Here is a 26,414-nt window from a genome sequence, read left to right as displayed (position 1 = left end):
CGATCTCGCCGAAGAGGTCGGCAGGCAATTCAGGCGGCAAACGAGTCTCCCAAGCGATCGATGAAGCCAAGCATGGCCTGGAGCGCGATCTCGACATCGGCCGGATCGACATGCTCGGCGGGATTATGGCTGATGCCCTTTTCGCAGCGAATGAACAACATCGCCGTGGGGCAAAGCGCTGCCATCACCATCGCATCATGTCCCGCGCCCGAGGGCAGGCGAAAATCGGGCTGGCCGATGGCGGTGACCGATTGGGCGAGCAATTCCATCAGTGCGGGATTGCAAGGGGAGGCGGGGAGATCGTTGACCTGCTCGAACACCAGCCCGGCCTCGCGCGCCGAGGCGATCGTCTCGAATTCGGTGAGGATAGCGGCGGCCACCCGATCACGCCGCCCGACGTCGAGCGAGCGGACGTCGAGGGTGAAATCGACGCGCCCGGGAATGACGTTCGGCGCGCCCGGTCCGACGATCATCCGGCCGACCGTGGCGACGACATCCGATGCTTCGGCGCGGGCTATCCGCTCGGCGGCGAGCACCATCTCGGCTGCGGCGGTGAGCGCGTCGCGGCGGAGCGGCATCGTCGTGGTGCCGGCGTGGCCAGCCATGCCGGTGACGGTGATCTGGTAGCGGAGCTGCGAGGCGATGCCGGTGACGACGCCGACCGATAGGCCTTCGGCTTCGAGGACAGGGCCCTGTTCGATATGGGCTTCGAGGTAGGCGAGAGCGGGGGCGTGCCGCGCTTCGAGATAGCGCGGCACCCTATCCTCCTCGCTCGTCACCCCAGCGAAGGCTGGGGTCTCAGGCGTTAGGGTGCTCTCTTGCCTCCTGAGATGCCAGCCTTCGCTGGCATGACGGGGGAAGGAGGAGAGGGCGTCTGACAGCTTCACGCCTTCCCGATCCGATATGTCCAGTTCCGCCGCATCCAGCGTCCCGGCCACCGCCCGGCTGGTCAGCATCGACGACGGAAAGCGCGATCCCTCTTCGTCGCCGAACCCGACCACCTCGATCGGGAAGGGTAGCCGCTTGCCTGCTTTGCAAAGCGCCGCCACGCATTCGATCCCCAGCATCACCCCCAGCGGCCCGTCGTAGAAACCGCCATCACGCACGCTGTCGATATGACTACCGATGATCAACGCCGGCGCGGCGGGATCACTGCCCTCGTACCTCCCGATCAGATTGGCCGCGGGATCGAGCCGGGCCTGCATGCCCGCTTCGATCATCCAGCCCGCGATCGCCTCCTGCGCCGCAGCATGCGCCGGCGTGAGATAGGCGCGGAACAGCATGTCCGGTTCGGCGCTGTAAGGCGGCCGCCCCAACGCATCGCACCGGGCCACCGCGCGGGCACCCGAAGCTACCATGACGCCACCATCCCGTCGCTGCGCGGATCGGTCGCGCCTTCGAGCACGCCGTCGGTATGGCGGACGATCGCGCCGGCATGGCCCATCGTCGCGGTGAAGGGCGCCATCATCTCGACATCGTGACCGGCATTGCGCAGCGCCCGGATCGCCTCGGGCGAGAACCTATCCTCGATCTTCAGGCTGGTCGAAGTTTCGCCCCAGGTACGTCCCAGCAGCCAGCGCGGCCGTGTCACCGCCTCCTGCAGCGGCACGCCATAGCGGGCATAGCGCGAGAAGATCGCCGCCTGCGTCTGCGGCTGGCCCTCGCCGCCCATCGTGCCGTAGGCCATCACCCGCCCGTCATCGAAGCGGGCGAGTGCGGGGTTGAGCGTGTGGAACGGCTTGCGGCCGGGCTTGAGCGCGTTCCAGCCATCGGGGGCAAGGCGGAAACTCGATCCGCGATTCTGCCAGACGATCCCGGTTTCGGGGAGCACGATGCCCGATCCGAACTCGAAATAGGTCGACTGGATGCAGCTCACGACGCGGCCTTCGGCATCGGCGGCGGCGAACCAGGTTGTGTCGCCCAGCGCCGGGGGATGCGGCCAAGGCGCGGCCCTCGTCGGATCGATCTGCGCCGCCATGCCATCGAGCGCGGCGGTATCGTCGAGCAGGGCCTGCGGATCGATCTCCATGTAAGCGGGATCGCCGACGTGCCGGTCGCGGACGCGGAAAGCCTGCTTGGTCGCCTCGACCAGACCATGGATATGCGTAAAGCTTTCGGCCTCGCCCGCCTCCAGCCGATCGAACAGGGCGAGGATCAGCAAGGCGGCAAGACCCTGGGTCGGCGGAGTCAGATTGTAGAGTTTCGCGCCCCTTATTCCGACCGACAGCGGCTCGACCAATGTAGCTTTATGCGAAACGAAGTCCGACGCCGTGACCGGGCTTCCCACCGCGGCAAGATCAGCCGCGATCCGCGCGCCCAACGGGCCGGTGTAGAAGCTTTCCAGCCCCTGTTCGGCCAGTGCGGTGAGCGTGGCGCCCAGCAAAGGCTGACGCAGCACTTCCCCCTCGCGCAGCGGCCGGGCATCGGGCTCGAAGTTGGCCGCATAGCCGCCGGGCTGCGCGCGAAGCTCGGCGCCCTTGCTCGCTGCGATTTCCGCGCCGCCGCGCGAAACCACCATTCCGCGCTCGGCATGGCCGATCGCGTCCCGGAGCAGACGACCGAGCGGCAAGGTGCCACCACTCTTCTGCAGCGCGAGCTGCCAGCCGGAGACCGTCCCCGCAACCGTGTTCGCCGCGAGCGACCCGCGCCACGGGATTGCCTCCAGCCCGTCATACAGTGACAGATCGGCTGCGTGCGCCGCGCCGCCGCAGGCGTCGATTGCCCAGACGGACCCGTCGGGCTCATGCACCAGCCAGAAGCCGTCGCCACCGATCCCGGTCATGTGCGGGTAAACGACCGCCAGCGTCGCCGCGACCGCGACCGCTGCCTCGACCGCATTGCCGCCATCCTTGAGGATATCGAGCCCGGCCTGCGCGGCCAGATGGTGCGGCGCGGTGACCATCCCGCGCAGGCTGCGGGGCGTGTTGAGCATCAGGCGGACGCCAGCCATGCGAAGCGCGCCACGAACATCGCCGCCAGGATCATCAGGAGCCAGTCGCTCTTGACCGCCTTGCCACGCAGCAGTTTGAGCAAGGCATGCGCGGTAATGCCGAAGGCGAGGCCGTTGGCGATCGAGAAAGTCAGCGGGATCATCGCCACCGTCAGGAAAGCGGGGATCGCGACATCGGGATCCTCCCACGCGACCTCCACCAGCGGCGCCATCATCAGACCACCGACAAGGATGAGGGCAGGCGCCGTCGCGGCGAGCGGAACGAGCTGGGCGTAAGGCGCCACCAGCATCGTCGCGAGGAACAGCAGGCCGGTAACGACCGCGGTCAGTCCGGTGCGCCCGCCCGCCTGAACGCCCGCCGCGCTTTCGACATAGGAGGTTACGGTGCTGGTCCCGCAGAAGGCACCGAACATGGTTGAGACCGCATCGGTGATCAGGATGCGCTTGAGGCCGGGGATATTGCCGTCGGGATCCATCAGCCCGGCGCGCTTGGTCACTGCCACCAAGGTGCCGATATTGTCGAACAGATCGACGAACAGGAAAACGAACAATATCTCGAACAGGCCGAGCCCCTTGCTCCCACCGAAGCCGAGCACGCCGCCCAGATCGAGCTTGAACGCGGTGCCGGCGATCGCGGTGATGCTATACGGATCGCTGCCGGCCTTCACCTGCCCGAACAGCCACGCCACCAGCGTGGTCGCGACGATCCCGATCAGCATGGCGCCTTTGACCCGCCATGCGCTCAGCACGGCAATCAGCAGCAGCCCGAACAAAGCGAGCAACGGCCCCGGCTGGTGGAGATTGCCGAGTGCGACAACCGTCGCCGGGCTGCCGACGACGATGCCGGCGTTCTTGAGACCGATAAAGCCGATGAACAGCCCGATCCCGCCCGCCACCGCCGCGAACAGGTAAGCGGGGATTGCAGCCACGATCATCTGTCGGATTCCGACCAAGGTCAGGATCAGGAAGACGATGCCCGAGATCAGTACGCAGCCGAGCGCCACCGGCCAGGGCACGCCCATGCCCTGCACCACCGTGAAGCTGAAATAGGCGTTGAGCCCCATGCCGGGCGCGAGCGCCAGCGGCACATTGGCGACGAAGCCCATCAGGATGCTGGCGAAGGCCGCGGCGAGGCAGGTCGCCGCCGCGACCGAGGCGACCGGCATCCCCGCCTGACCCAGGATCGAAGGGTTGACCAGCACGATATAGGCCATGGTCAGGAAGGTCGTGACCCCCGCCAACACCTCGGTGCGCGCGGTCGTGCCGCGGGCCGAAAGGGCGAAGCGGCGGTCGAGCGCGCCGGCGGAGGCTGGTTCGGTCATGAAACGAACATACATGTCCTTCGCAACTGCGAAAGACCTATGCTGCAGTTGCGCAGCCGATAATTCCCTGCGCTTCGAGCCCGGTGGCATAAGTGAACAGGTCCGCCTCGCCGCCGGGACGACCGATCAGCTGGATCCCCAGGGGGAGCGGGCCTGCATGGCGCAAGGGTGCCGCGATCACGGGCAGCCCGATAAAGCTGATCGGCTGAGCGAGGAGCCCGAGATTCGCGCGCGCCGGCACCCGCTCGCCGCCGAACGTCAGGAACGGATCGTCGATCAGGGGCGCGCCTTCGCCGATGCACGGTGCGACCAGCACGTCCTGACGGTCGAACAGTGGCAATATGCAGGCGCGAAACTCCGCCCGGAACGCTTGTGCAGCGCGGTAGGCCGTTTCGGGCAGCAGCGCGCCTGCGATCAGCCGGTCCCGCGTCGCTGGATCGAATTCCAGCGCGCGGGTGCGCAACTCGGGCAGATGGCGCAGCCCGCCTTCGCGTGCGGTCATCAGGAAGGCAGCCGAACGCGCGCGCTCGACATCCGCCCATTCTACCCGCTCCAGCCCCGCGAACTGGCTGTCGAGCAGCCGGGCTGCGTCATGGCTCAGCGTGCGATCGAACCAGCCCGAAAGCCGCGCCACGCGCGGGCTGCCGTGCGGCTGCCCGACCCCGCCCAGTGCGCGCCACGCCGCATCGAGATCGGCGATCGACGTCGCGAACGGGCCGATCGTGTCGAAGCTTTCGACGAACGGGAAGGTCCCCTGCGTCGGCAGCGCATCCTGGGTCGGCCGCAGGCCGTAGATGCCGCACAAGGCGGCCGGCACGCGAATCGACCCGTTGGTGTCGGACCCGAGCGCCAGCGGCAGCATTCCCGCCGCCACCGCGGCCGCCGACCCGCCCGACGATCCGCCCGCCAGCCGGCTGACGTCGCGGGGGTTGCGCGTGGTTCCGAACGCTGCGTTGACCGTGACGAACCCATAAGCGAATTCGTCCATGTTGAGCGTCGCAACCAGCACCGCGCCGGCAGCCCTTAGTCGCGAAATGGCCTCTGCATCGGCGACCGCGGGCGCTGCATTGCGCCGCATCCCCGCGCCGGCGGTGGTCGGCAGCCCCGCCACATCGAACAGATCCTTCACCCCATAAGGCACGCCCGCCAAGGGGCCCGGATCGCGGCCGGCTGCGACGATGTCGTCAACCGCGCGCGCCTCGGCCAGCGCCCGGTCCTCGAGGATTCGCGTCACCGCATTGATGGCATCGTTCTTGGCCCGGATCGTCGCGATCGCCTCGCGTGCGACCGCCACTGCGGAAATCTCGCCGCTACGAACCCGCGCGGCGATCTCGATAGCGCTCATTGGCCGGTTCCTTCCAGCCGGCGCAGATGCTCGGCCAGCAAAGCAAGGTTGGCGCTTATCCCGGGCAGGCACTCAGGCGGAGGATCGAATCCGAGTTCGGCACGGACCAGATCGGCAACGGCGGCTTCGGACAAGGGCTCGGGGGGCAGGGCAGACGGCATCGCCCAAGGCTGGCGTCATGTGGGCGGTGACGCAAGCCCCATGAGGCTCCCTGCTAATATCACCCCCGCGAAAACTGGGGTTTCCGGAGGTTATGAGCGCATCTCGTCTCCGACGAGACACCAGGCTTCGCCTTCGCAGCGATGACTACAAGGGGCGGTTGCGCTTACGCCACCCCGTCCGCATCGAGCGCATAACCCGCCGAACGCACCGTGCGAATCAGATCCGGCCGGTCGTCGAGGTTGATCGCCTTGCGCAGCCGGCGGATGTGGACGTCGACCGTACGCGGCTCGATATCGCTGTCGCGGCCCCAGACGCTGTCAAGCAGGCGCTCCCGCGAGAAGACGCGGCCGGGATGTTCGAGAAAGTGGCGCAGCAGGCGGAATTCGGTCGGGCCGAGCGCAAGCGACACGCCGTCGCGGCGCACCTTGTGGTCGGCAATGTCCATCTCGATACCCGAATAGGCTAGCCTTTCACCGGCCAGCGCCGGGCGCACGCGGCGCAGCACCGCACCGACGCGGGCAACCAGCTCGCGCGGGGAGAAGGGCTTGGTCACATAATCGTCGGCACCGGTCTGCAAGCCGCGGATACGGTCCTCTTCCTCGCCGCGTGCCGTGAGCATGATGATCGGCACATTGGCAGTCTCGGCGGCGCGGCGCAGGCGGCGGCACACTTCGATGCCGGACAGCCCTTCGATCATCCAGTCGAGCAGGACGATATCGGGCGCCGCTTCGGCAGCGAGCAGCAGGGCTTCCTCGCCATCGGCGGTGCGCTCGACGGTGTAGCCTTCGCGGGTCAAATGCCAGACGAGCAGCTCGGCAAGAGCGGCATCGTCCTCGACCAGCAGGACGCGGGCGTTGGACATTGGCTTAGACGTCGGACGGCGCCAGCGCGTCGGCGCCGCGCACGCGTTCGGTCATCTGCTCGCCGGTGGCGGCGAAATAGATCATCTCGGCGGCGTTGGTGGCATGATCGCCGATCCGCTCCAGGTTCTTGGCGATGAACAGAAGATGCGTCGATGCGCCGATATTGCTCGGATTTTCCATCATGTAGGTGAGCAATGCGCGGAAAAGGCTGTTGTAGAGATCGTCGACCTTGGTGTCGCGGCGCGACACGTCGACCGCAGCCTGCGCATCGCGCGCGGCGAAGGCGTTGAGCACCTCATGCACCATCTCGGACACCGCGCTCGCCATTGCGGGCAGGATCGCTACCGGCTCGATCTCACGGGCGTCTTGCAGCAAGGGCACGCGCTTGGCGATATTCTTGGCATAATCGCCGATCCGCTCGATCACGCCCGAAATCTTCAGGGCGGCGAGTACTTCGCGCAGATCGTCCGCCAGCGGCGCGCGCAGTGCGAACAACCGCAGGACGCGGCGCTCGAGTTCGGCCTCCAGCGCGTCGATGCGCGAATCAGCTTCGACGATGCGTGCGGCGGCCTCCAGGTCGCGGCGCATCAGCGCCTCGATCGAACCGTCGATCGCTGCTTCGGCGAGCCCGCCCATTTCGGCGACCAGGGCGCGCAATTCGCCCAGATCGTCGTCGAATGCCTTAACCGTATGCCCCGTTGCCATCGCGCCTTGCTCCTTGGACCTTGCCCATGTCGTGGGTCGGCGTCACTTTTATGACAATTGGTGCGGCGCGAGCGGAAGTTCCACCGTTACGGTCGTTCCATGGCCGACGATGCTGGCGATTTCCAGCTGCCCACGGTGCCGCTCGACAATATGCTTGACGATGGCGAGGCCCAGCCCGGTGCCGCCGACCGCGCGGCTGCGGCCAGGATCGACCCGGTAGAATTGCTCGGTCAGCCGCGGGATGTGCTCGGGGGCGATGCCGTCGCCGCGATCGGCGACCGACAGCCGCAGCCGATCGCCCTTGACGATGAGGGTCGCGCGCACCGGCGTACCCTCGCGACCATATTTGAGTGCGTTGCCGATGATGTTGTGCAGCAATTGCGAAAGCTGCCCGCGATCCCCGGCGACGATCGCGCGATCGACATTGCTCGAGGTTTCGACGCGGTCGCCGTCTTTCCGGGCTGAACGGATGTCGTTGGCGACCTCGCTCAGCAAAGCCGCCAGGTCGACCACCTCGCCTGGCAGCGAATAGCGATCCGCCTCGATTCGCGAAAGTGACATGAGATCGTCGATCAGCCGCTGCATCCGGCGCGCCTCGTCGGCCATGATCTTGAGGAAGCGCAGGCGGATCTCGGCGTCCGCCGGCGTATTGGCATCCTCCAGCGTCTCGATGAAGCCGATCAGCGCGGCAAGCGGCGTGCGCAACTCATGGCTGGCATTGGCGACGAAATCGACGCGCATTTTCTCGGCGGCGCGCTGCGCGCTGCGGTCGGTGAGGCGCAGCAGCCGGCGGCCGGGGCCGATCGTGCCGGCGGACAGTTCCCACAAACGGTCATGCCCGCCGAGCCCGGTCAGCATGACCGGCCCGTCGTCCTCGCCGCCAAGGACGCCGGCGGCTCCGGGATGGCGCAGCGCCAGGCGCACATAATCGCCGACGATATGCTCGCCGAGCAACCGCCGTGCTGCGGTATTGGCTTCTGCGATGTGGAAGCCGTCGAGTACGATCAGCGGATCGGACACCGCCTCGATGATCGCGGGAATCGGATCGGGCGCCGGCGTCCGTGCCGGGGGAATCGGGCCCTCCGCAGGCCGTGAGAAGAAAGAGCGGAGGGCCATGGCTCAGCCGCCGAGGCGCTCCAGCGTGGAGAGCAGTTGATCGAAATGGTCGATCAGCGCGTCGGCACCCAGTTCGGCGGGCGGCCGATCGTGGAAGCCGAAGGTGAGTGCCACACAGGGAATGTTCGCGGCGAGGGCAGCGCCGGTATCGCTGCTCGAATCGCCGACGAACGCGGCCCGTCCGCCGCCGGCCTGCTCGACCATCGCCAACAAAGGCTCGGGGTTCGGCTTGGAGGTAGGGGTGGTGTCGCCCCCGACGATCGCCACGAAGCGGCCGTCCCAGCCGATCTCGCTGACGAACTGCCGCGCGAGCCGTTCGAGCTTGTTGGTACAGATCGCCAGCCTCACGCCTCGCGCGGCGAGCATGTCCAGCGCCTCGACGACACCGTCGAACGGCCGGCTGTGATCGGCGATATGCGCCTTGTAATAGTCCATGAAGATCGGGAAACCCCGGTCGACCAGCCCCTCGTGGAATTCACCGGTCGCGGCGAGCCCACGGGCAAGCAAAGCGCGTACGCCATGGCCCACCATTGCGCGGACCGAGGGCGCGGGTACTGGCTCACGTCCGAGGGCGTGCAGCGTGTGGTTGAGTGCGGCGGTAAGGTCGGGCGCGGTGTCGGCGAGCGTGCCGTCGAGATCGAATCCGACGATGTCGAAGGGGAAAGAAGTCATGCCCCATTAGGCATGGCCCAGGTCCGTGCAAGATTTATGTCACAGCTTTGTAAGGGCTCATCCACTCTGGCTACCGCCGCGCCAAGGTGGCAATGCGTGCCGCCATGACAGTGAACCCCTCATCCCCGCTCGCCGCCGTGATCCTGGCCGCAGGCAAGGGCACGCGGATGAAATCGTCGCTCCACAAGGTGCTCCACCCGATCGCGGCGCGGCCGATGCTTGGCCATCTGATCGACGCGGTCGATCGGCTGGGCGCGGCGAATCGCGTCGTCGTGGTCGGCGCGCAAGCCGAGCAAGTTGCGGCCTTCGCCAAACCGCTCGGGCTGGAGGTGGCTGAACAGGTCGATCAACTCGGCACCGCGCATGCGGTGCGGCAGGCGGAGGGGGCGCTGGCCGGGGTCGAGGGCGATGTTCTGATTCTCTATGGCGATGTGCCTTTGGTGTCGACCGAGACGATGGCGCGGATGGTCGCGCGGCTGCACGAGGCCGATGCGCCTGCGGTGGTCGTGCTCGGCTTCCGCCCGCCCGATACGCTGACATATGGCCGCATCATTGCCGCACCCGATGGCCGGATCGAGAAGATGGTCGAGCACAAGGATGCGAGCGCCGACGAACGCGCCTGTACCTTGTGCAATTCGGGCCTGATGGCGGTGCGCGCGGCCGATCTGTGGCCGCTGCTCGCGCGGGTCGGCAACGCCAATGCGGCGGGCGAATATTATCTGCCCGATATCGTGATGCTTGCCGCCGCCGACGGGCGCCTTTCGGCGGTGATCGAAACCGATCCGATGGAGGTGGCCGGCGTCAACAGCCGCGCCGAACTCGCGACGCTCGAAGCATTGTGGCAGGCGCGTCGCCGCGCGCAGGCAATGGCCGATGGCGCGACCCTTACCGCACCCGAGACGGTGTGGTTCGCGTGGGACACGCAGATCGGCCGCGACGTGACGGTCGCGCCCAACGTCGTGTTCGGCCCCGGGGTCGCGATCGCCGATGCGGTCACGATCCACGCCTTCAGCCATATCGAGGGCGCCAGCGTCGCCAGCGGCGCGATCATCGGCCCCTATGCGCGGCTGCGCCCCGGCGCCGAGGTCGGCGAGGATGCGCATGTCGGCAATTTCGTCGAACTGAAGAAAACCAAGCTCGGCAAGGGCGCCAAGGCCAATCACCTGACCTATCTCGGCGATGCTGAGATCGGGCCGGGCACCAATATCGGCGCGGGCACGATCACCTGCAATTATGACGGCTTCGGCAAATATGTGACCAGGATTGGGGCAGGGGCTTTCATCGGATCGAACAGCGCTCTCGTGGCACCGGTTTCGATCGGTGCCGGCGCGATCGTCGCGGCGGGATCGGTCGTGACGCGCGATGTAGAGGACGATGCGCTGGCGGTGTCTCGCGCACGGCAGGAAACGAAGACGGGCTGGGCGGCAAGGTTCCGGGCGATGAAGAGGAAGTGATCGTAATTCCCCTCCCTTTAAAGGGGGGAATAGTTAGAAAAAGCGCCGTTCAGCAGCCATCAAGCGGAAGAGGCGTTTTGGGCCGGCGTGGGGTCATCGGGAGCGGGCGGGAATGTGCGGCATCATCGGTATCGTCGGTAAGGAAGATGTGTGCGGGCGGTTGCTCGCGGGGTTGCGGCGGCTCGAATATCGCGGCTACAATTCGGCGGGCATCGCCACCGACCATGACGGCATGATCGATCGGCGGCGTGCACCGGGCAAACTCGACAATCTGGCGGCCGTGCTCAAGGAAAGCCCGCTACCCGGCCATACCGGCATTGCCCATACCCGCTGGGCAACGCATGGCGCGCCGACCGAGGACAATGCCCACCCGCATGCGACCAACGAGGTCGCACTCGTCCACAACGGCATCATCGAGAATTTCAAATCCCTGCGTGACGAGCTGATCGCGCGCGGCCGCACCTTCACCAGTCAGACCGATACCGAGGTCGTGGCCCACCTCGTCTCCGAAAAGATCGAGGCGGGCGAAACGCCCGAGCAGGCGGTGTCGGCGGTGCTCAAGCGGCTTCACGGCGCGTTCGCGCTCGCCATCCTGTTCCGCCAATATCCCGATCTGCTGATCGGTGCCCGGCTCGGCTCGCCGTTGGTGGTGGGCTATGGCGAGGGCGAGACCTATCTCGGCTCCGACGCGCTTGCGCTCGCACCGCTGACCCAGCGCATCTGCTATCTGGAAGAGGGCGACTGGGTCGTCATCACGCGCGGCGGCGCACAGATCTACGATCGCGACGACAATCCGGTCGAACGGCCGATCGTGATCTCTGGCGCGACCGATCTTGCTATCTCCAAGGGCAATCACCGCCACTTCATGCTCAAGGAGATTTACGAGCAGCCGATCGTGGTGGCGCAGACCCTGCGCTCCTACGTGCGCCGCTTCGAAGGCGAACTGGCGATGCCGACCGAGGGCTTCGATCTCGGCGCGATCAAGCGCGTCACGATCGTCGCGTGCGGCACCTCTTATTATGCCGGCATGGTCGCCAAATATTGGTTCGAGCAGTTTGCGCGCGTGCCGGTCGACATCGATTTCGCGAGCGAGTTCCGCTATCGCGAGCCGGTGATGGAGCCGGGCGGCCTGGCGCTCTTCATCAGTCAGTCGGGCGAGACCGCCGACACGCTGGCCGCACTCCGCCACGCGCGCAACGAAGGCCAGCGTATCGCGACCGTGGTCAACGTGCCGACCAGCACGATGGCGCGCGAGGCCGATCTCGTGCTGGCGACGCATGCCGGTCCGGAGATCGGCGTGGCATCGACCAAGGCCTTCACCTGCCAGCTCGCCGTGCTCGCGGCCTTCGCCGCCAATCTCGCACGCGCCAAGGGGCGGCTGAGCCGCGACGACGAACGTACTTTGGTGCGGCATCTGTCCGAGGCGCCGGCGGCGATCAACGGCGCGCTCGCTTATGACGAGTCGATCCAGGAGCTCGCCCCGCTCGTCGCTGCCGCACGCGACGTACTCTATCTGGGCCGCGGCCCCGATTATCCGCTCGCGTTGGAAGGGGCGCTCAAGCTCAAGGAGATCAGCTACATCCATGCCGAGGGTTATGCCGCCGGCGAAATGAAGCATGGTCCGATCGCACTCATCGACAATTCCGTGCCGGTGATCGTGATAGCACCATCGGGTCCGCTGTTCGAAAAGACCGTGTCGAACATGCAGGAGGTGCAGGCGCGCGGCGGCAAGGTGATCCTGATTTCGGACTATGACGGCATCCAGGCTGCGGGCGATAATTGCATCGCCACGATCACGATGCCCAAGGTGCATCCACTGATCGCGCCTTTGGTATATGCCGTTCCGGTGCAGTTGCTGGCCTATCATGTTGCAGTTGCGAAGGGGACGGACGTCGATCAGCCACGCAACCTCGCCAAATCGGTGACGGTGGAATAGATTCTGCCCGACATGGGCAGGATTTTCGGTGTCGCAGGTGCAATAGAATCGTTACGCTCCAGGCCTAGGCGTGCCACGGTATTGCCGGCCTTTGGGGGTAATGAATGATCGAGCGCATATCTTCGCTGCCGAAGCCGGCACCCCGTGCGACGGATCCGGGGATCCTCGCTGCCGAAATCGTCGAGCGCCTGACCTATGGCATCGGCAAGAATGCCGCCGCCGCCAAGCCGCACGATTGGCTGGCGGCCGTCATCAATGTCATCCGCGAACGCGTGATCGATCGCTGGATCGCATCCACCAACAAGACCTACGAGGAGCAGGGCAAGCGGGTCTATTACCTCAGCCTCGAATTCCTGATCGGGCGGCTGATGCGCGACGCCGTGTCGAACATGGGGCTGATGGATTCGATGCGCGAGGCGCTCGCCTCGCTGGGCGTCGAGATCGATCTGATCCGCGAGCTCGAGCCGGACGCAGCGCTCGGCAATGGCGGCTTGGGGCGGCTCGCGGCCTGCTTCATGGAGTCGATGGCGACGGTCGATGTCCCTGCTTACGGCTACGGCATCCGCTATGTGAACGGCATGTTCCGCCAGGAGATCCATGACGGCTGGCAGGTCGAGCTGCCCGAAACCTGGCTGGCGCACGGCAATCCGTGGGAGTTCGAACGGCGCGAGGCGAGCTACGAGATCGGCTTCGGCGGTTCGGTCGAACCGGCGGCGGCCGACGGAAGCGGCGACGATGCGCGGGTGTGGAAGGCGGGCGAGCGCGTGATCGCGACCGCGTTCGACACGCCGGTGGTCGGCTGGCGCGGCGAGCGGGTCAACACGTTGCGGTTGTGGACCGCCTTGCCGATCGATCCGATCCTGCTCGACGCGTTCAACGCCGGCGATCACATCGGCGCGCTGCGCGAGAGCAACAAGGCCGACAGCCTCGCGCGCGTGCTCTACCCCGCCGATTCCAACCTGGCCGGGCAAGAACTACGGCTGCGGCAGGAATATTTCTTCTCCTCGGCCTCGCTGCAGGACATATTGCGCCGCCACGTCCAATATTTCGGCGATGTTCGCACTCTGCCCGAAAAGGCGGCGATCCAGCTCAACGATACCCATCCGGCGGTCTCGATCGCCGAGATGATGCGGCTGCTGATGGACGAGCATGATCTACCGTTCGACGAGGCGTGGGCGGTGACCCAGCCGACCTTCGGCTATACCAACCATACCTTGCTGCCCGAGGCGCTCGAGACATGGCCGGTGCCGCTGTTCGAACGGCTGCTGCCGCGCCACATGCAGATCGTCTATGCGATCAACGCCAAGCTTCTGATCAAGGCACGGCGCGAAATGAAGCTCGACGATGCCGCGGTCGCGGCAATCTCGCTGATCGACGAGCATGGCGAGCGTCGCGTGCGCATGGCCAACCTCGCCTTCGCCGGATCGCACAGCGTCAACGGCGTGGCGGCGCTGCACACCGATCTGATGAAGAAGACGGTGTTCGCCGATCTCCATCGGATGTTCCCCGATCGGATCAACAACAAGACCAACGGGGTCACCCCGCGCCGCTGGCTCCAGCAATGCAATCCCGAGCTGACGTCGCTCATCCGCGAGGCGATCGGCGACGCCTTCCTCGACGATACCGAGGCTTTGACCGCGCTCGACGCATTCGCCGACGATGCGGCGTTCCAGGAAAAGTTCAAGGCGGTGAAGGTCGCCAAGAAGGACGCTTTATCCAACATGTTGCGCGAGCGGATGGGGGTGCGCGTCGATCCGACCGCCTTGTTCGACATCCAGATCAAGCGCATCCACGAATATAAGCGCCAGCTGCTCAACATCATCGAGGCGGTCGCGCTCTACGATCAGATCCGCTCGCGCCCCGAACTCGATTGGCAGCCACGCGTAAAACTGTTCGGCGGCAAGGCGGCACCGAGCTATCACAATGCCAAATTGATCATCAAACTCGCGAACGATGTGGCGCGCGTGATCAACCATGATCCGGCGGTGCAGGGCCTGCTCAAGATCGTGTTCGTGCCCAATTACAATGTGAGCGTGGCAGAGGTGATGATGCCGGCGGCCGATCTGTCCGAACAGATCTCGACCGCGGGCATGGAAGCGTCGGGCACCGGGAACATGAAGTTCGCGCTCAACGGCGCGCTGACGATCGGTACGCTCGACGGCGCCAATATCGAGATCAAGGACCATGTCGGCGACGACAATATCGTGATCTTCGGCCTGACCGCCGAGGAGGTCGCGGAGCGCCGCGCCAACGGTTACACGCCGCGCGAGGTGATCGAAGGATCGCGCGAGCTTGCGCAGGCGCTGTCGGCGATCTCGTCCGGAGTATTCTCGCCCGACGACAAGGATCGCTATGCCGATCTGATCGGCGGCCTCTACGACCATGATTGGTTCATGGTCGCGGCCGATTTCGACTCCTACCATGCCGCCCAGCGGCGGATCGATACGATCTGGGCCGACGAAAGCGCATGGTATTCGAAGACGATCCGCAATACGGCACGTGTTGGATGGTTCTCTTCCGATCGCACGATCCGTCAATATGCCCGGGAGATCTGGGGCGTCCTGCCGTAGGCATCGTTCCGCCTGACAGGAGTTTCCGGTGAACCCCGGCGAGGCGGACGCGATCGTTGCGGCGACCCACGGCGATCCGTTCGCGGTGCTGGGTGTCCATGACGAGGGCAAAGGCCTTGTCGCGCGCTGCTTCATTCCTGGTGCCGAGGCGGTCGAGGCGTTCACGCTGGACGGCAAGGCGGCGGGCAAGCTCTCACCGATCGGGAGCGATGGCATCTTCGCGGGCAAGCTCCGCATCCGCAAGGCGCAGCCATTGCGCTATCATGCCCGCAACGCGGGCGGCGACTGGTGGGTCGATGATCCTTATTCCTACGGGCCTGTGCTTGGCCCGATGGACGATTATTATATCGCCGAAGGCTCGCATCTGCGCCTGTTCGACAAGCTCGGCGCGCATCTGATCCACCATGAGGGCTCGCAAGGCACGCATTTCGCGGTGTGGGCGCCCAATGCGCGACGCGTCTCGGTCGTCGGGCGCTTCAACGGCTGGGACGGCCGCTGTCATGTCATGCGCCATCGGCGGGACACCGGCATCTGGGAGATTTTCGTCCCCAACGTCGGACAGGGCGAGCCCTATAAATTCGAGATCGTCGCGCAGGATGGCAAGCCGGTTCCGCTCAAGGCGGACCCATTCGCCTTCCAGGCCGAACTGCGCCCGGCGACCGCTTCGATCGTCGCCGCCCCGCTCGCGCATGAATGGGGCGATGCTGCGCACCGTGAATTCTGGAGTCACGCCGACGCGCGTCGCCAGCCCGTCTCGATCTACGAGGTCCATGCCGGATCGTGGCGGCGGGCAGGGGACGGTGGCTTTCTCACGTGGGACGAACTCGCCGCGCAACTCTTTCCATACGTCGTCGATATGGGCTTCACCCATATCGAACTGCTTCCGATCACCGAGCATCCCTACGATCCGAGCTGGGGCTATCAGACGACCGGCCTCTACGCCCCGACCGCACGCTTCGGCGACGGTGAGGGGTTCGCCCGCTTCGTCGATGGCGCGCACCGCGTCGGAATCGGCGTGATCCTTGATTGGGTGCCGGCGCATTTCCCCGTCGACGCCTTCGGGCTCGAGCATTTCGACGGCACCGCGCTCTACGAGCATGCCGATCCGCGCAAGGGCTTCCACCCCGATTGGAAGACCGCGATCTACAATTTCGGCCGGCGCGAGGTCTCCGCCTTCCTCGTCAACAACGCGCTCTACTGGACCGGGAAATATCATCTCGACGGGCTGCGGGTCGATGCGGTCGCGTCGATGCTGTACCTCGATTATTCGCGCAAGGCGGGCGAATGGGTCCCCAATGAGCGCGGTGGACGCGAGAATCTGGAGGCGGTGAAGTTCCTCCAGGACATGAATGCCGCCGTCTACGGCGCGCAGCCGGGCGTGATGACGATCGCCGAGGAATCCACCTCGTGGCCGAAGGTGACGCAGCCGGTCTACAAAGGCGGGCTCGGCTTCGGCTTCAAGTGGAACATGGGCTTCATGCACGACACTTTGAGCTACATGGCGCGCGATCCGATCCATCGCCATTACCATCATGACGAGATCACCTTCGGCCTGACCTATGCCTTCGCCGAGAATTTCGTGCTGCCGCTGAGCCATGACGAGGTCGTCCACGGCAAGGGCACGTTGCTTGGCAAGATGTCGGGCGACGACTGGCAGAAGTTCGCAACCTTGCGGGCCTATTACGGCTTCATGTGGGGGTATCCCGGCAAGAAACTGCTCTTCATGGGGCAGGAGTTCGCCCAGCGCCGCGAATGGAGCGAGGAGCGCGAACTGGATTGGGGGCTTTTGGGGGGCGCCAGCCACGACGGCGTGGCGCGCCTCGTCCGCGATCTCAACAGCCTCTATCGCAGCCGCCCGGCGCTCCATGCGCGCGATTGCGAGGGCGACGGATTCGAATGGTGCGTCGTCGACGACCAGGCCAATTCGGTCTTCGCCTGGGTGCGCAAGGCCCCGGGGGCCGCGCCGGTCGCCATCATCTCGAACTTCACGCCCAATGTCCTGCACGGCTATCGCCTGCCGCTGCCGCACGAGGGGAACTGGCGCGAAATTCTCAATTCGGACGCCGCCGATTATGGCGGTTCGGGCGTCGGCAATGCCGGGCTGGTCGAGGCAGGGAAGGACGGGATGGCGTCTGTCACCATTCCGCCGCTTGCGACCATCATGCTCGAGCACGAAAGATAGGGAGAAGGGCCGGGCCATGCTTGAAAAACGCACCTCACCGATCGCGCGCGATGCGATGGCCTATGTGCTGGCGGGGGGACGTGGCAGCCGGCTGTTCGAGCTGACCGATGTGCGCGCCAAGCCGGCGGTCTATTTCGGGGGCAAGACGCGGATCATCGATTTCGCGCTATCGAATGCGGTCAATTCGGGCATTCGCCGCATCGGCGTCGCGACCCAGTACAAGGCGCATTCGCTGATCCGTCACCTCCAGCGCGGCTGGAATTTCTTCCGCACCGAGCGCAACGAATCGTTCGATATCCTGCCCGCCAGCCAGCGTGTCTCGGAATCGCAATGGTATATGGGCACGGCCGATGCGGTGTTCCAGAATCTTGACATCATCGAGAGCCATGGCACCGAATATATCGTCATCCTGGCCGGCGATCACGTCTACAAGATGGATTATGAGTTGATGCTCCGCCAGCATGTCGATTCAGGCGCCGATGTGACGATCGGCTGCCTCGAAGTGGCGCGGCGCGAGGCGAGCGGGTTCGGCGTGATGCATGTCGATGCGGACGATCGCATCGTCGCCTTCGTCGAGAAGCCCAAGGATCCGCCCGCCATTCCCGGCAGCCCCGATCTCGCGCTCGCCTCGATGGGCATCTACGTCTTCCGGACCAAATTCCTGGCCGAACTGCTTCGTCAGGATGCCGCCGACACGACGTCGAGTCATGATTTCGGCGGCGATCTGATCCCGTACGTCGTCAACACCGGCAAGGCGGTGGCGCACCGCTTCTCGGCAAGCTGTGTCCGCTCGAAATTCGAGCAGGAGACCTATTGGCGCGACGTGGGGACGATCGATGCTTATTGGGAAGCCAACATCGATCTGACCGACGTGATGCCGCATCTCGACATCTATGACCGCGACTGGCCGATCTGGACCCATTCCGAGGTTACGCCCCCGGCCAAGTTCGTCCACGATTATGAGGATCGCCGTGGGTCGGCGACATCGTCGCTGGTCGCGGGCGGATGTATCATCTCGGGTTCGTCGCTCCACCGCAGCCTGATCTTCACCGGCGTGCGCGCGCACAGCTACTCGTCGATCACCGACGCGGTCATCATGCCCTATTGTGAGATCGGGCGCGGTGCGCGGCTGCACAAAGTGGTGGTGGATGCCGGGGTCAAGATCCCGCCGGGCCTGATCGTCGGGGATTTTCCGGACGAGGATGCCCGACGCTTCCGCCGTTCGGACAAGGGCATCGTCCTGATCACCCAGCCGATGATCGATCGCCTGGAAGACTGATACGATGGACGTGCTCGCCGTCGCTTCCGAAATGTATCCGCTGATCAAGACCGGCGGGCTGGCCGACGTGGTCGGCGCGCTGCCGGCTGCGCTCGCGCCGCTGGGTATATCGGTCACGACCCTGATTCCCGGCTATCCGGCGGTGCTGCGCGCTGTCGGCAAGGGCAAGGTGGTCGCACGCTACGACGATCTGTTCGGTGGCCCGGCGCGCGTGCTGCGGGTCAAATCTCTGCTCGTGCTCGACGCGCCGCATCATTTCGTGCGCGACGGCGGCGCTTATGGCGATCCGGGCGGCAATGACTGGCCGGACAATTGGCGGCGCTTTGCGGCTCTGTCGTCGGTCGCGGCCGATATCGCGGGCGGGGCGATCAAGGATTATCGGCCGGCTCTGGTCCATGTCCATGACTGGCAGGCGGCAATGACCCTGGCTTACATGCGCCACGGCCATGCGCACAAAATTCCCGGTGTCATCACGATCCACAATATCGCTTTCCAGGGCCGCTTCGACGCCGGCATCTTCCCGATATTGGGGTTGCCGCCGTCCGCGTTCGCGGTCGACGGCGTCGAATATTATGGCGGGGTCGGCTATCTGAAGGCCGGGTTGCAATATGCCGACGCGATCACCACGGTCAGTCCGGCTTATGCCGCCGAGATATTGACCCCCGCGCAGGGCATGGGGCTGGAGGGGCTCCTCAATGCGCGCGGCAATCGGCTGCATGGCATCCTCAATGGTATCGACACGCATGAGTGGAATCCCGCCGTCGATCCGCTGATCCCGGTCCATTACAACGCGCGTGGCTTGATCGGGCGGCGGCGGAATCGGGCCGCGGTCGAGAGGAAGTTCGGGCTGGCGCGCGAAGCAGGGCCGATCTTCGCGGTGGTGAGCCGGCTGACCTGGCAGAAGGGAATGGATATTCTCGCCGACGCCATCCCCGATCTGGTGGCCATGGGCGGACGGCTCGCTTTGCTCGGATCGGGCGATCGGGCGATCGAGAATGCGCTGCTGGCTGTCGCCGGACGCTATCCTGGCAAGGTCGGCATCCTCACCGCCTATGACGAGGGCGTGTCGCACCTGCTCCAGGCGGGCGCGGATGCGATCCTCGTGCCGTCGCGGTTCGAGCCGTGCGGGCTGACCCAGCTTTATGCGCTGCGTTACGGCTGCGTACCCGTCGTCGCACGTACCGGCGGGCTCGGCGATACGGTGATCGATGCCAACGAAGCGGCTATCGCGGCGGGCGTCGCCACGGGGATCGTGCATGATGCGAATAGCGGGCTCGCCCTGCGCCGCGCGCTCCAGCGCGCGGTCACGCTCTTCCGACAGGGCGAACCGTGGCTGGCGATGCAGCGCGCCGGCATGAAGGCCGATTTCTCATGGGGACGCAGCGCCGGCTGCTATGCGGCGCTATATCGCGCGCTGGTGGAACGGGCGGAGGAGGCGTGATCGAACCCGAAACGCCTCCGGGTGCGCGCGCCACCGAGGACGGCACCGATTTCACCATCTGGTCAGCGCATGCCGAGACGATCGACCTCGTGCTGTTCGACGCGGACGATGCCGAGATCGCAACCACCCGGCTGCGCGCCGAACAGGCCGGCTGGCATCACGCTTTCGTCGAGGCGGTGCGGCCCGGCACGCGGTACGGCTACCGCGCCGACGGCCTTTTCAGCCCGACCACGGGCCATTGGTTCGACCACAGCAAATTGCTGGTCGATCCATGGGCCATCGCGATCGATCGGCCCTTCAGCCACGATCCCTGCCTGTCCCTCCACGGCTTCGACACGGCGGCGCTGGTGCCGAAGGCGATCGTCACCACGCTCGACGAGCCCGGCTTCCTCGAACCGCCGCGCTTCGCGCCCGGGGGACTGATCTACGAATTATCGGTGCGCGCCTTTACGATACTGCACCCGGACGTGCCCGAGCATCAGCGCGGTACGATCGCGGCGCTCGGCCATCCGGCGGTGATCGCGCACCTCAAGAAGATCGGCGTCTCGGCGGTCGAGCTGATGCCGATCGCGGCCTGGACCGACGAGCGCCATCTGGCTCCGCTCGGGCTGACCAACGGCTGGGGCTATAATACGGTTACCTTCATGGCGCTTGATCCGCGGCTCGCGCCCGGCGGAATCACCGAATTGCGCGATGCGGTCGCGAAGCTCCATGCGGCCGGGATCGGGGTGATCCTGGACGTCGTGTTCAACCATACCGGCGAGAGCGATGCGCTCGGCCCGACCCTGTCGTTGCGCGGGATCGACGGAGTCAGTTACTTCCGGATGCACGGGGCTCAGCTCGCCAATGATAGCGGCACCGGCAACACGCTTGCCTGCGATCGCGCGCCGGTGCAGCGCCTGATCCTCGATACGCTACGCCATTTCGTCCGCAACGCCGGCATTGACGGCTTCCGCTTCGATCTGGCCCCCGTGCTCGGGCGTAACGACCACGGCTTCGATTCCCAGGCGGCCTTGTTCGCCGACATGGCGGCGGATCCGCTGCTCGCCGATCGCGTGATGATCGCCGAGCCGTGGGACGTCGGGCTGGGCGGCTATCAGCTTGGCAATTTCCCGGCTCGTTTCCTGGAGTGGAACAACCGCTATCGCGACGATGTCCGTCACTTCTGGCGCGGCGATCCAACCAGGATGGGGGACCTGGTCACGCGCATCGCAGGTTCATCGGATATCTTCTCCGGGCAGAAGTCGCGCAGCGTGAATTTCATCGCAGCGCATGACGGTTTCAGCCTCGCCGATTGCGTCGCCTACAAAGCCAAGCACAATGAGGCCAATGGCGAGCATAATCGCGACGGCCACGACGAGAATATCTCGTGGAACAATGGGATCGAGGGTCCGACCGCCGATCCCGATATCCGGGCGGCGCGACGGCGCGACCTGAAGGCGCTGCTCGCCACTTTGTATGCCTCGCGCGGTACGATCATGCTTACGGCAGGCGACGAGTTCGGGCGGACGCAGCACGGCAACAACAATGCCTATTGCCAGGACAATGCGATCACGTGGCTCGACTGGGCCGGGCGCGATGCCGAATTGGAGGATTATGTCGCGGGGCTCGCCAGGATCCGCGCGGGCGCGCCGCATCTGGCCGATCCGCAATTGCTGTCCGATGCCGACGTCATGTGGCTGGCACCCGATGGCCGGCGCTTCGAGGATAAGGATTGGCATGATCCAAACACTTTCGCGATCGGCATGCGGCTGCCCGGCATCACCGTGCTGATCAACCGATCGCCCGAGACCGTCCATTTTGCCGATCCCCCTACCGAGGTCGGCCCCCGTAGCGTGGTGTTCGTCGCATGAGCATGCCCGAATGGTGGCGTGGCGCCGTCATCTACGAAGTCTATCCGCGCTCTTTTCAGGATAGCGATGGCGACGGGGTGGGGGACCTCAAGGGCATTACCCGACGGCTGCCTTATATTGCGGCACTCGGCGTCGATGCGGTCTGGATCGCGCCCTTCTTCACATCGCCGATGGCGGACATGGGCTATGACGTATCGGATTTCCGCGACGTCGATCCGTTGTTCGGCACGCTTGCCGATTTCGACGAATTGATCGCGCAGGCGCATGCCCTCGGGCTCAGGATCATCATCGATCAGGTCTATTCGCACACGTCGGACCAGCACGCATGGTTCAAGGCGAGCCGTGCCAGCAAGGATAACGACTACGCCGATTGGTATGTCTGGGCCGACGCCAAGCCGGACGGCACCGCCCCCAACAACTGGCTCTCGGTCTTCGGGGGGCCGGCCTGGGAATGGGATGGGGTGCGCATGCAATATTACATGCACAGCTTCCTCGCGAGCCAGCCCGATCTCAATTTCCATAGCGCGGCGGTGCAGCAGGAGTTGCTCGATACCGCGCGCTTCTGGCTGGATCGTGGGGTCGATGGTTTCCGCCTCGATGCGTGCAACCATTATTTCCACGATGCTAAATTGCGCGACAATCCGCCGGCTGTGCGGGGCGGTGGATTTGACGTGCAGGACACGAACCCTTACGGCTTCCAGGAGCATCGCTACGACAAGACCCAGCCCGAGAATATCGCCTTCCTCGAACGGCTGCGCGCCGGGCTGGACGAATATCCCGATCGGGTGGCGATGGGCGAAGTCGGCGATGGCGTACGATCGCCCCAGACGGTCGGCCTCTACACGATGGGCAAGGATCGGCTGCACCTCTGCTACACGTTCGATCTGTTCGGCACCGAATTCACCCCGGTCTATTTCCGCAAGGTGGTCGACAGTTTCGAGCGCGCGGCGAAGCAGGGTTGGGTCTGCTGGGCGCTCTCCAACCACGATGTCGTCCGCCATGCCACGCGCTGGACGCCGCCGGGCGAGGATCCGCGCCAGATAGCGAAGCTGGCGATCGGCCTGCTGGTGGCGCTGCGCGGGGCGATCTGCCTCTACCAGGGTGAGGAACTCGGCCTGACCGAAGCCGAATTGCGCTTCGAGGATCTGCGCGATCCCTATGGCATCCGCTTCTGGCCCTCCTTCAAGGGGCGCGACGGCTGTCGCACGCCGATGGTGTGGGAAGCGGAGGTGGCGCAGGCGGGCTTTACCAGCGGTACGCCGTGGTTGCCAATTCCAGAGGTGCATCGGGAGGCGGCGGTGGACGTGCAGGAGGGCGACCCGGACTCGCTGCTTGGCGCCTATCGCCGCACGCTAAGGCTGCGCAAAGCGCATCCGGCGCTCAGCGTGGGATCGATCCAATTCCTGGAGGCGCCGGTCGATCTGCTGGCGGTGGTGCGCGAGAGCGCGGAGGAGACTCTCCTTTGCGTCTTCAACCTTTCGCCCGAGCCGGTGCCATGGTCTGGCGCTGATGTAGCCGGACAGCTCGGGCAGGCCTTCGCCGGCGAGGATCTGGTCCTGCTTGGATGGGGCCAATTGCTGATCCCGCTCGATGGCGTATCGCGGGTCCAGGCCGTAGACGCATAAGGCGGACGGTCGGCAACCGCTTCAATGGCGGACCTTCCTCGCGATCCAAAAGCCAAGGAGCGCTCGCCACGCTATATACGCGTCCAACATTTCCTTACCGCGTTCGTTTGCAGCGATATGGACGAGCAGCAAATGGGGTAAGAGGCTTTGCTCATGGCCCGGCTTAACATGAAAGCTGACATTGACTTCGCTTTTTTGAGGCTTGTCACTTAAGGCTATGGCCGGGTTTGAAATTTGATCGGCAGGGCAGTGATGACACTGATCAACTGGATCAAGGCGACGTGATTGCCGACGAGATGATACGGCGATGACGGGCTCCGGGCCGTCTGGCAGCCGCATTCGCGACGGCGTACTCACCGCCGTAGATCTCGCGGCGACTTTCGTTCTGGCAACAGAATGCGCGCTGGCTGGGGTTCGGGCCGATTTTGATCTGTTCGGCATCCTCGTTCTGGCCTTTGTCGGTTCGGTTGGCGGCGCTGTTATCCGTGACATCTTGCTCGGCGAGCACCCACCCGCCCCATTTCGAGATTGGCGCTATGCGGCACTCGCACTGGCAGCGACGGTCGCGGTGGTCGCCGCTTCTCTCGCTTTGGGCAGGGTTGGTGATTTTACCCCACCGCTGGCAGTCGATATATTTGAGGCGGTCGGCCTCTCACTCGCTGCCGTTGCAGGCGCACGCAAAAGCATCGACTACAAACTGAACGGTGCCAGTATCACGATCATCGCCACCGTGAACGGATGCGGTGGCGGCATTCTCCGCGACGTACTTTGCGCGCAAGTCCCGCGCGTCCTGCATGAGGATTTCTATGCTACCGCCGCGCTTGCGGGCGCAGCGCTGATGGTCGTGTTGATGCGGCAGTTCAAGTTCCGCAAAGACGCTGCGGGTGTTATCGCCGGTATCATGATTTTCGCCTTGCGCACCGCTGCGTTGCTAGGTGCATGGCGCCTCCCGCATCTGCGGTAAGCTGCTTCGCCCTCAGCCAAAGCCTCACTGCATCATCTGGAAGTCCGAAAACGTCGTGGTCGTGCGCATCTGGCCCGCTTTGCCCATGGCGGATCCGGTGATGTCGCTGATTGCATCGGCGGGTACGATCGAGCCGTCGGGCAGCTGCGGATAGCGCATCGTGAAGGTCATGCTCTGCAGCGAGGCGCGCATCCTGCGCTTCCTTGGCCGACGGCGCGTGCCCATCGACGCTGATCAACTGCCACTGGGCGCCGCCGACCGGCGTGGATCAAATTGCTGGACGTAGGTCCTGGGCTTCGCGAGGTTGCTTTCAACGGTGATCGCGCGCCGAAAGCCGACCATGTTCGCGCGTCGCGTTGACGACTGCCACGACCTGATCCTGCAGAACGACGGCACGCGCCGCGCCAGCGGGCACTGACCGCCTGACCGAAATATCGGCGCCCGATCAAATGCCGGACAGAGCCGAAGTGATCATTTGGTGCAATGGCGTCGGCTCGCGCCCGATCACCCGCTCCAGTGTGCGGCTATCATCGAACAAACCGCCCTCGCGGGCGCCATAATCCGACTTGGCAATCAACGCCGCCACGAACGCGGGCAGGCCGATGGCGACGATGGCGGCTTCGAATTCAGGCTTGGGCAGATCGACTGCGACCACCGACCTGCCACTTTGGCGCGTAGTTTCCGCTGCCATGTCGGCGAAGGTAAAGCTGTCGCTGCCGGCCAGTTCGTAAATCTTCCCCGCTTGGCTCTCGGGCGATGTCAGGATGGCGACGGCGGCCTCGGCATAATCCGCGCGTGCGGCGGCCGAAATCCGTCCATCGCCCGCGCAATGGACCAGCTTGCCGTCTTTCGCGGCGGCCTGTACCCGAAACAGGTAATTTTCCAGGTACCAGCCGTGGCGGAGCAACACATGCGGTACCCCAACCCCGCGCAGGATCAACTCGGTCGCCTTGTGTTCGGCCGCGATCGGGAGGCTGGTCTCCGATGCGCGCAACACGCTGGTATAAGCGATCAGCCCGACATTGGCGGCCTTGGCAGCGTCGATCACCGCGCGATGTTGTCGTTCGCGTTCGCCCACCGCGTTGCCGGAGATGAGCAGCAGCTTGTCCACGCCTTCGAGCGCGCCCTGTAGGCTCTCGGGCTGGTCATAGTCGAATAGGCGAAGCTCGGCGCCCAGCGCGGCCAGGTCCCCCGCTTTGGCGACGTCGCGAACGAGTGCGATGACCTTGATGTCCGGATGCCGCTCACGGAGCAGACGCACGACGATGCGGCCCAGCTGGCCGGTGGCACCGGTGACGGCAAGGGTGGGTATCTCGGTCACTTTGCTCTCTCCCACGGATAATACGCCTGACTGGCTGCTTGATAATTCCTGTCGCTGCAAGGACGCTATACCAATGCGGCGTGGCCAGGAACGAGATTGAAAAAATGGTTGGCAATTCTCCTGTAAAGCGGACGGGATGAGCAGCGGACATCAGCTGCGCGGGGCGTGCAAGCTGGCGGTGCTCGCGCTTGCGATGGCGATCACCGCGCCGCTAGCCGCCGAACTGGCAGGCCCGCCCGCGCCGGTTGGGGCCAAAAGCTCGCCGGCGCAGCAGGCGATGGTCGATTACAAGCGCAATTTCGGCCCAGTACCGCTGCCGGCGCCTTGCCAGCGCCCCAAGGACAATGAGGTGGTGGTGTGCGGGATCGGTGGGCGCGGCGGATCACCCGACCGGCTACCCTTGCCCGAGGAGCGCGGCCCACCGGATCACCCCCGCCTCGCGGTCGGTGAGATTCGGCCGGACATGTCGCCGCCGCCGGGTATGGCCTCCTGTGCCAGCCAGGATCCGGGCACACGGTGCGGGAGCGGTGTGGACCTCATCGGTGCGGCGGTGGCAGGCGTCCGGTTGGTTCGCGCGCTGGTCGATCGCGAAGGCGCGTCCGACGCCGCCGATGCACATATGTCGCCGCAGCGATAAAGGATCACGCGGACAAA

At 65.2% G+C, this 26,414-nt stretch carries 21 protein-coding genes; 10 read left to right on the top strand and 11 right to left on the bottom strand.

Annotated elements, in window-relative coordinates:
- Positions 1-29: 29 nt before the first annotated feature.
- The 9 genes from AB4Z44_RS06935 to AB4Z44_RS06895 all read right to left on the bottom strand — a co-directional run bounded on the left by AB4Z44_RS06935 (position 30) and on the right by AB4Z44_RS06895 (position 9,135).
- Positions 30-1,358 (bottom strand): Zn-dependent hydrolase, encoded by a 1,329-nt coding sequence (locus tag AB4Z44_RS06935; RefSeq protein WP_404713327.1) that lies wholly within the window; start codon positions 1,356-1,358, stop codon positions 30-32.
- Complete coding sequence (locus tag AB4Z44_RS06930) at positions 1,352-2,950, bottom strand: gamma-glutamyltransferase family protein (protein ID WP_404713326.1); 1,599 nt, start codon at positions 2,948-2,950, stop codon at positions 1,352-1,354. Before AB4Z44_RS06930 ends, AB4Z44_RS06935 begins: the two co-directional genes overlap by 7 nt.
- The gene (locus tag AB4Z44_RS06925; protein ID WP_404713325.1) at positions 2,932-4,272 is read right to left on the bottom strand and encodes an NCS2 family permease; all 1,341 of its coding nucleotides are present in this window, start codon (positions 4,270-4,272) and stop codon (positions 2,932-2,934) included. The genes AB4Z44_RS06930 and AB4Z44_RS06925 overlap by 19 nt, the downstream gene beginning before the upstream one ends.
- Positions 4,273-4,309: 37 nt before the next feature.
- On the bottom strand, positions 4,310-5,617 hold the full coding sequence (locus tag AB4Z44_RS06920; RefSeq protein ID WP_404713324.1) for an AtzE family amidohydrolase: 1,308 nt from the start codon (positions 5,615-5,617) through the stop codon (positions 4,310-4,312).
- Positions 5,614-5,778, bottom strand: coding sequence for a hypothetical protein (locus AB4Z44_RS06915; RefSeq protein ID WP_404713323.1), 165 nt, complete (start codon positions 5,776-5,778; stop codon positions 5,614-5,616). Before AB4Z44_RS06915 ends, AB4Z44_RS06920 begins: the two co-directional genes overlap by 4 nt.
- A 164-nt stretch (positions 5,779-5,942) precedes the next feature.
- Entirely contained in the window at positions 5,943-6,641 is a 699-nt protein-coding gene (phoB, locus tag AB4Z44_RS06910; RefSeq protein WP_404713322.1) for a phosphate regulon transcriptional regulator PhoB, read from the bottom strand.
- A 4-nt stretch (positions 6,642-6,645) separates the two neighbouring features.
- The gene (phoU, locus tag AB4Z44_RS06905; RefSeq protein ID WP_404713321.1) at positions 6,646-7,347 is read right to left on the bottom strand and encodes a phosphate signaling complex protein PhoU; all 702 of its coding nucleotides are present in this window, start codon (positions 7,345-7,347) and stop codon (positions 6,646-6,648) included.
- A gap of 48 nt (positions 7,348-7,395) precedes the next feature.
- Positions 7,396-8,463, bottom strand: a complete 1,068-nt coding sequence (locus AB4Z44_RS06900; protein ID WP_404713320.1) for a sensor histidine kinase — start codon at positions 8,461-8,463, stop codon at positions 7,396-7,398.
- A 3-nt stretch (positions 8,464-8,466) separates the two neighbouring features.
- Entirely contained in the window at positions 8,467-9,135 is a 669-nt protein-coding gene (locus AB4Z44_RS06895; protein ID WP_404713319.1) for an HAD family hydrolase, read from the bottom strand.
- Between the two features lie 104 nt (positions 9,136-9,239).
- Here AB4Z44_RS06895 and glmU point away from each other — a divergent pair, with 104 nt between their 5' ends.
- The 9 genes from glmU to AB4Z44_RS06850 all read left to right on the top strand — a co-directional run bounded on the left by glmU (position 9,240) and on the right by AB4Z44_RS06850 (position 24,439).
- On the top strand, positions 9,240-10,589 hold the full coding sequence (gene glmU, locus AB4Z44_RS06890; protein WP_404713318.1) for a bifunctional UDP-N-acetylglucosamine diphosphorylase/glucosamine-1-phosphate N-acetyltransferase GlmU: 1,350 nt from the start codon (positions 9,240-9,242) through the stop codon (positions 10,587-10,589).
- Between the two features lie 112 nt (positions 10,590-10,701).
- Entirely contained in the window at positions 10,702-12,525 is a 1,824-nt protein-coding gene (gene glmS, locus AB4Z44_RS06885) for a glutamine--fructose-6-phosphate transaminase (isomerizing) (RefSeq protein ID WP_404713317.1), read from the top strand.
- Between the two features lie 104 nt (positions 12,526-12,629).
- Complete coding sequence (locus AB4Z44_RS06880; RefSeq protein ID WP_404713316.1) at positions 12,630-15,095, top strand: glycogen/starch/alpha-glucan phosphorylase; 2,466 nt, start codon at positions 12,630-12,632, stop codon at positions 15,093-15,095.
- 28 nt (positions 15,096-15,123) lie between these two features.
- Positions 15,124-17,277 carry a 1,4-alpha-glucan branching protein GlgB gene (gene glgB, locus AB4Z44_RS06875; protein WP_404713315.1) on the top strand — a complete coding sequence of 718 codons (2,154 nt, stop codon included), beginning with the start codon at positions 15,124-15,126 and terminating at the stop codon, positions 17,275-17,277.
- Between the two features lie 16 nt (positions 17,278-17,293).
- Complete coding sequence (gene glgC, locus AB4Z44_RS06870; RefSeq protein ID WP_404713314.1) at positions 17,294-18,556, top strand: glucose-1-phosphate adenylyltransferase; 1,263 nt, start codon at positions 17,294-17,296, stop codon at positions 18,554-18,556.
- A 4-nt stretch (positions 18,557-18,560) separates the two neighbouring features.
- A complete protein-coding gene (glgA, locus tag AB4Z44_RS06865) occupies positions 18,561-19,997 on the top strand; it encodes a glycogen synthase GlgA (protein WP_404713313.1) in 1,437 nt (478 codons plus the stop codon).
- Entirely contained in the window at positions 19,994-21,850 is a 1,857-nt protein-coding gene (gene glgX, locus AB4Z44_RS06860; protein ID WP_404713312.1) for a glycogen debranching protein GlgX, read from the top strand. The genes glgA and glgX overlap by 4 nt, the downstream gene beginning before the upstream one ends.
- Entirely contained in the window at positions 21,847-23,475 is a 1,629-nt protein-coding gene (locus tag AB4Z44_RS06855) for an alpha-glucosidase family protein (RefSeq protein ID WP_404713311.1), read from the top strand. The genes glgX and AB4Z44_RS06855 overlap by 4 nt, the downstream gene beginning before the upstream one ends.
- Positions 23,476-23,782: 307 nt before the next feature.
- Positions 23,783-24,439 (top strand): trimeric intracellular cation channel family protein, encoded by a 657-nt coding sequence (locus AB4Z44_RS06850; protein WP_404713310.1) that lies wholly within the window; start codon positions 23,783-23,785, stop codon positions 24,437-24,439.
- A 24-nt stretch (positions 24,440-24,463) separates the two neighbouring features.
- Here the strand turns inward: AB4Z44_RS06850 and AB4Z44_RS06845 are convergent, their stop codons facing one another.
- Together AB4Z44_RS06845 and AB4Z44_RS06840 are read right to left on the bottom strand one after the other, a co-directional pair.
- Positions 24,464-24,631, bottom strand: coding sequence for a hypothetical protein (locus tag AB4Z44_RS06845; RefSeq protein ID WP_404713309.1), 168 nt, complete (start codon positions 24,629-24,631; stop codon positions 24,464-24,466).
- Between the two features lie 253 nt (positions 24,632-24,884).
- The gene (locus AB4Z44_RS06840; RefSeq protein WP_404713308.1) at positions 24,885-25,760 is read right to left on the bottom strand and encodes an SDR family oxidoreductase; all 876 of its coding nucleotides are present in this window, start codon (positions 25,758-25,760) and stop codon (positions 24,885-24,887) included.
- 136 nt (positions 25,761-25,896) lie between these two features.
- Here AB4Z44_RS06840 and AB4Z44_RS06835 point away from each other — a divergent pair, with 136 nt between their 5' ends.
- A complete protein-coding gene (locus tag AB4Z44_RS06835; protein ID WP_404713307.1) occupies positions 25,897-26,397 on the top strand; it encodes a hypothetical protein in 501 nt (166 codons plus the stop codon).
- Positions 26,398-26,414: the final 17 nt, after the last annotated feature.

Source organism: Sphingomonas sp. MMS24-J13, from assembly GCF_044905095.1.
In the GTDB taxonomy this organism is placed as follows: Bacteria; Pseudomonadota; Alphaproteobacteria; order Sphingomonadales; family Sphingomonadaceae; genus Sphingomonas_I.
This window is presented reverse-complemented; position numbering and strand designations above follow the sequence as displayed.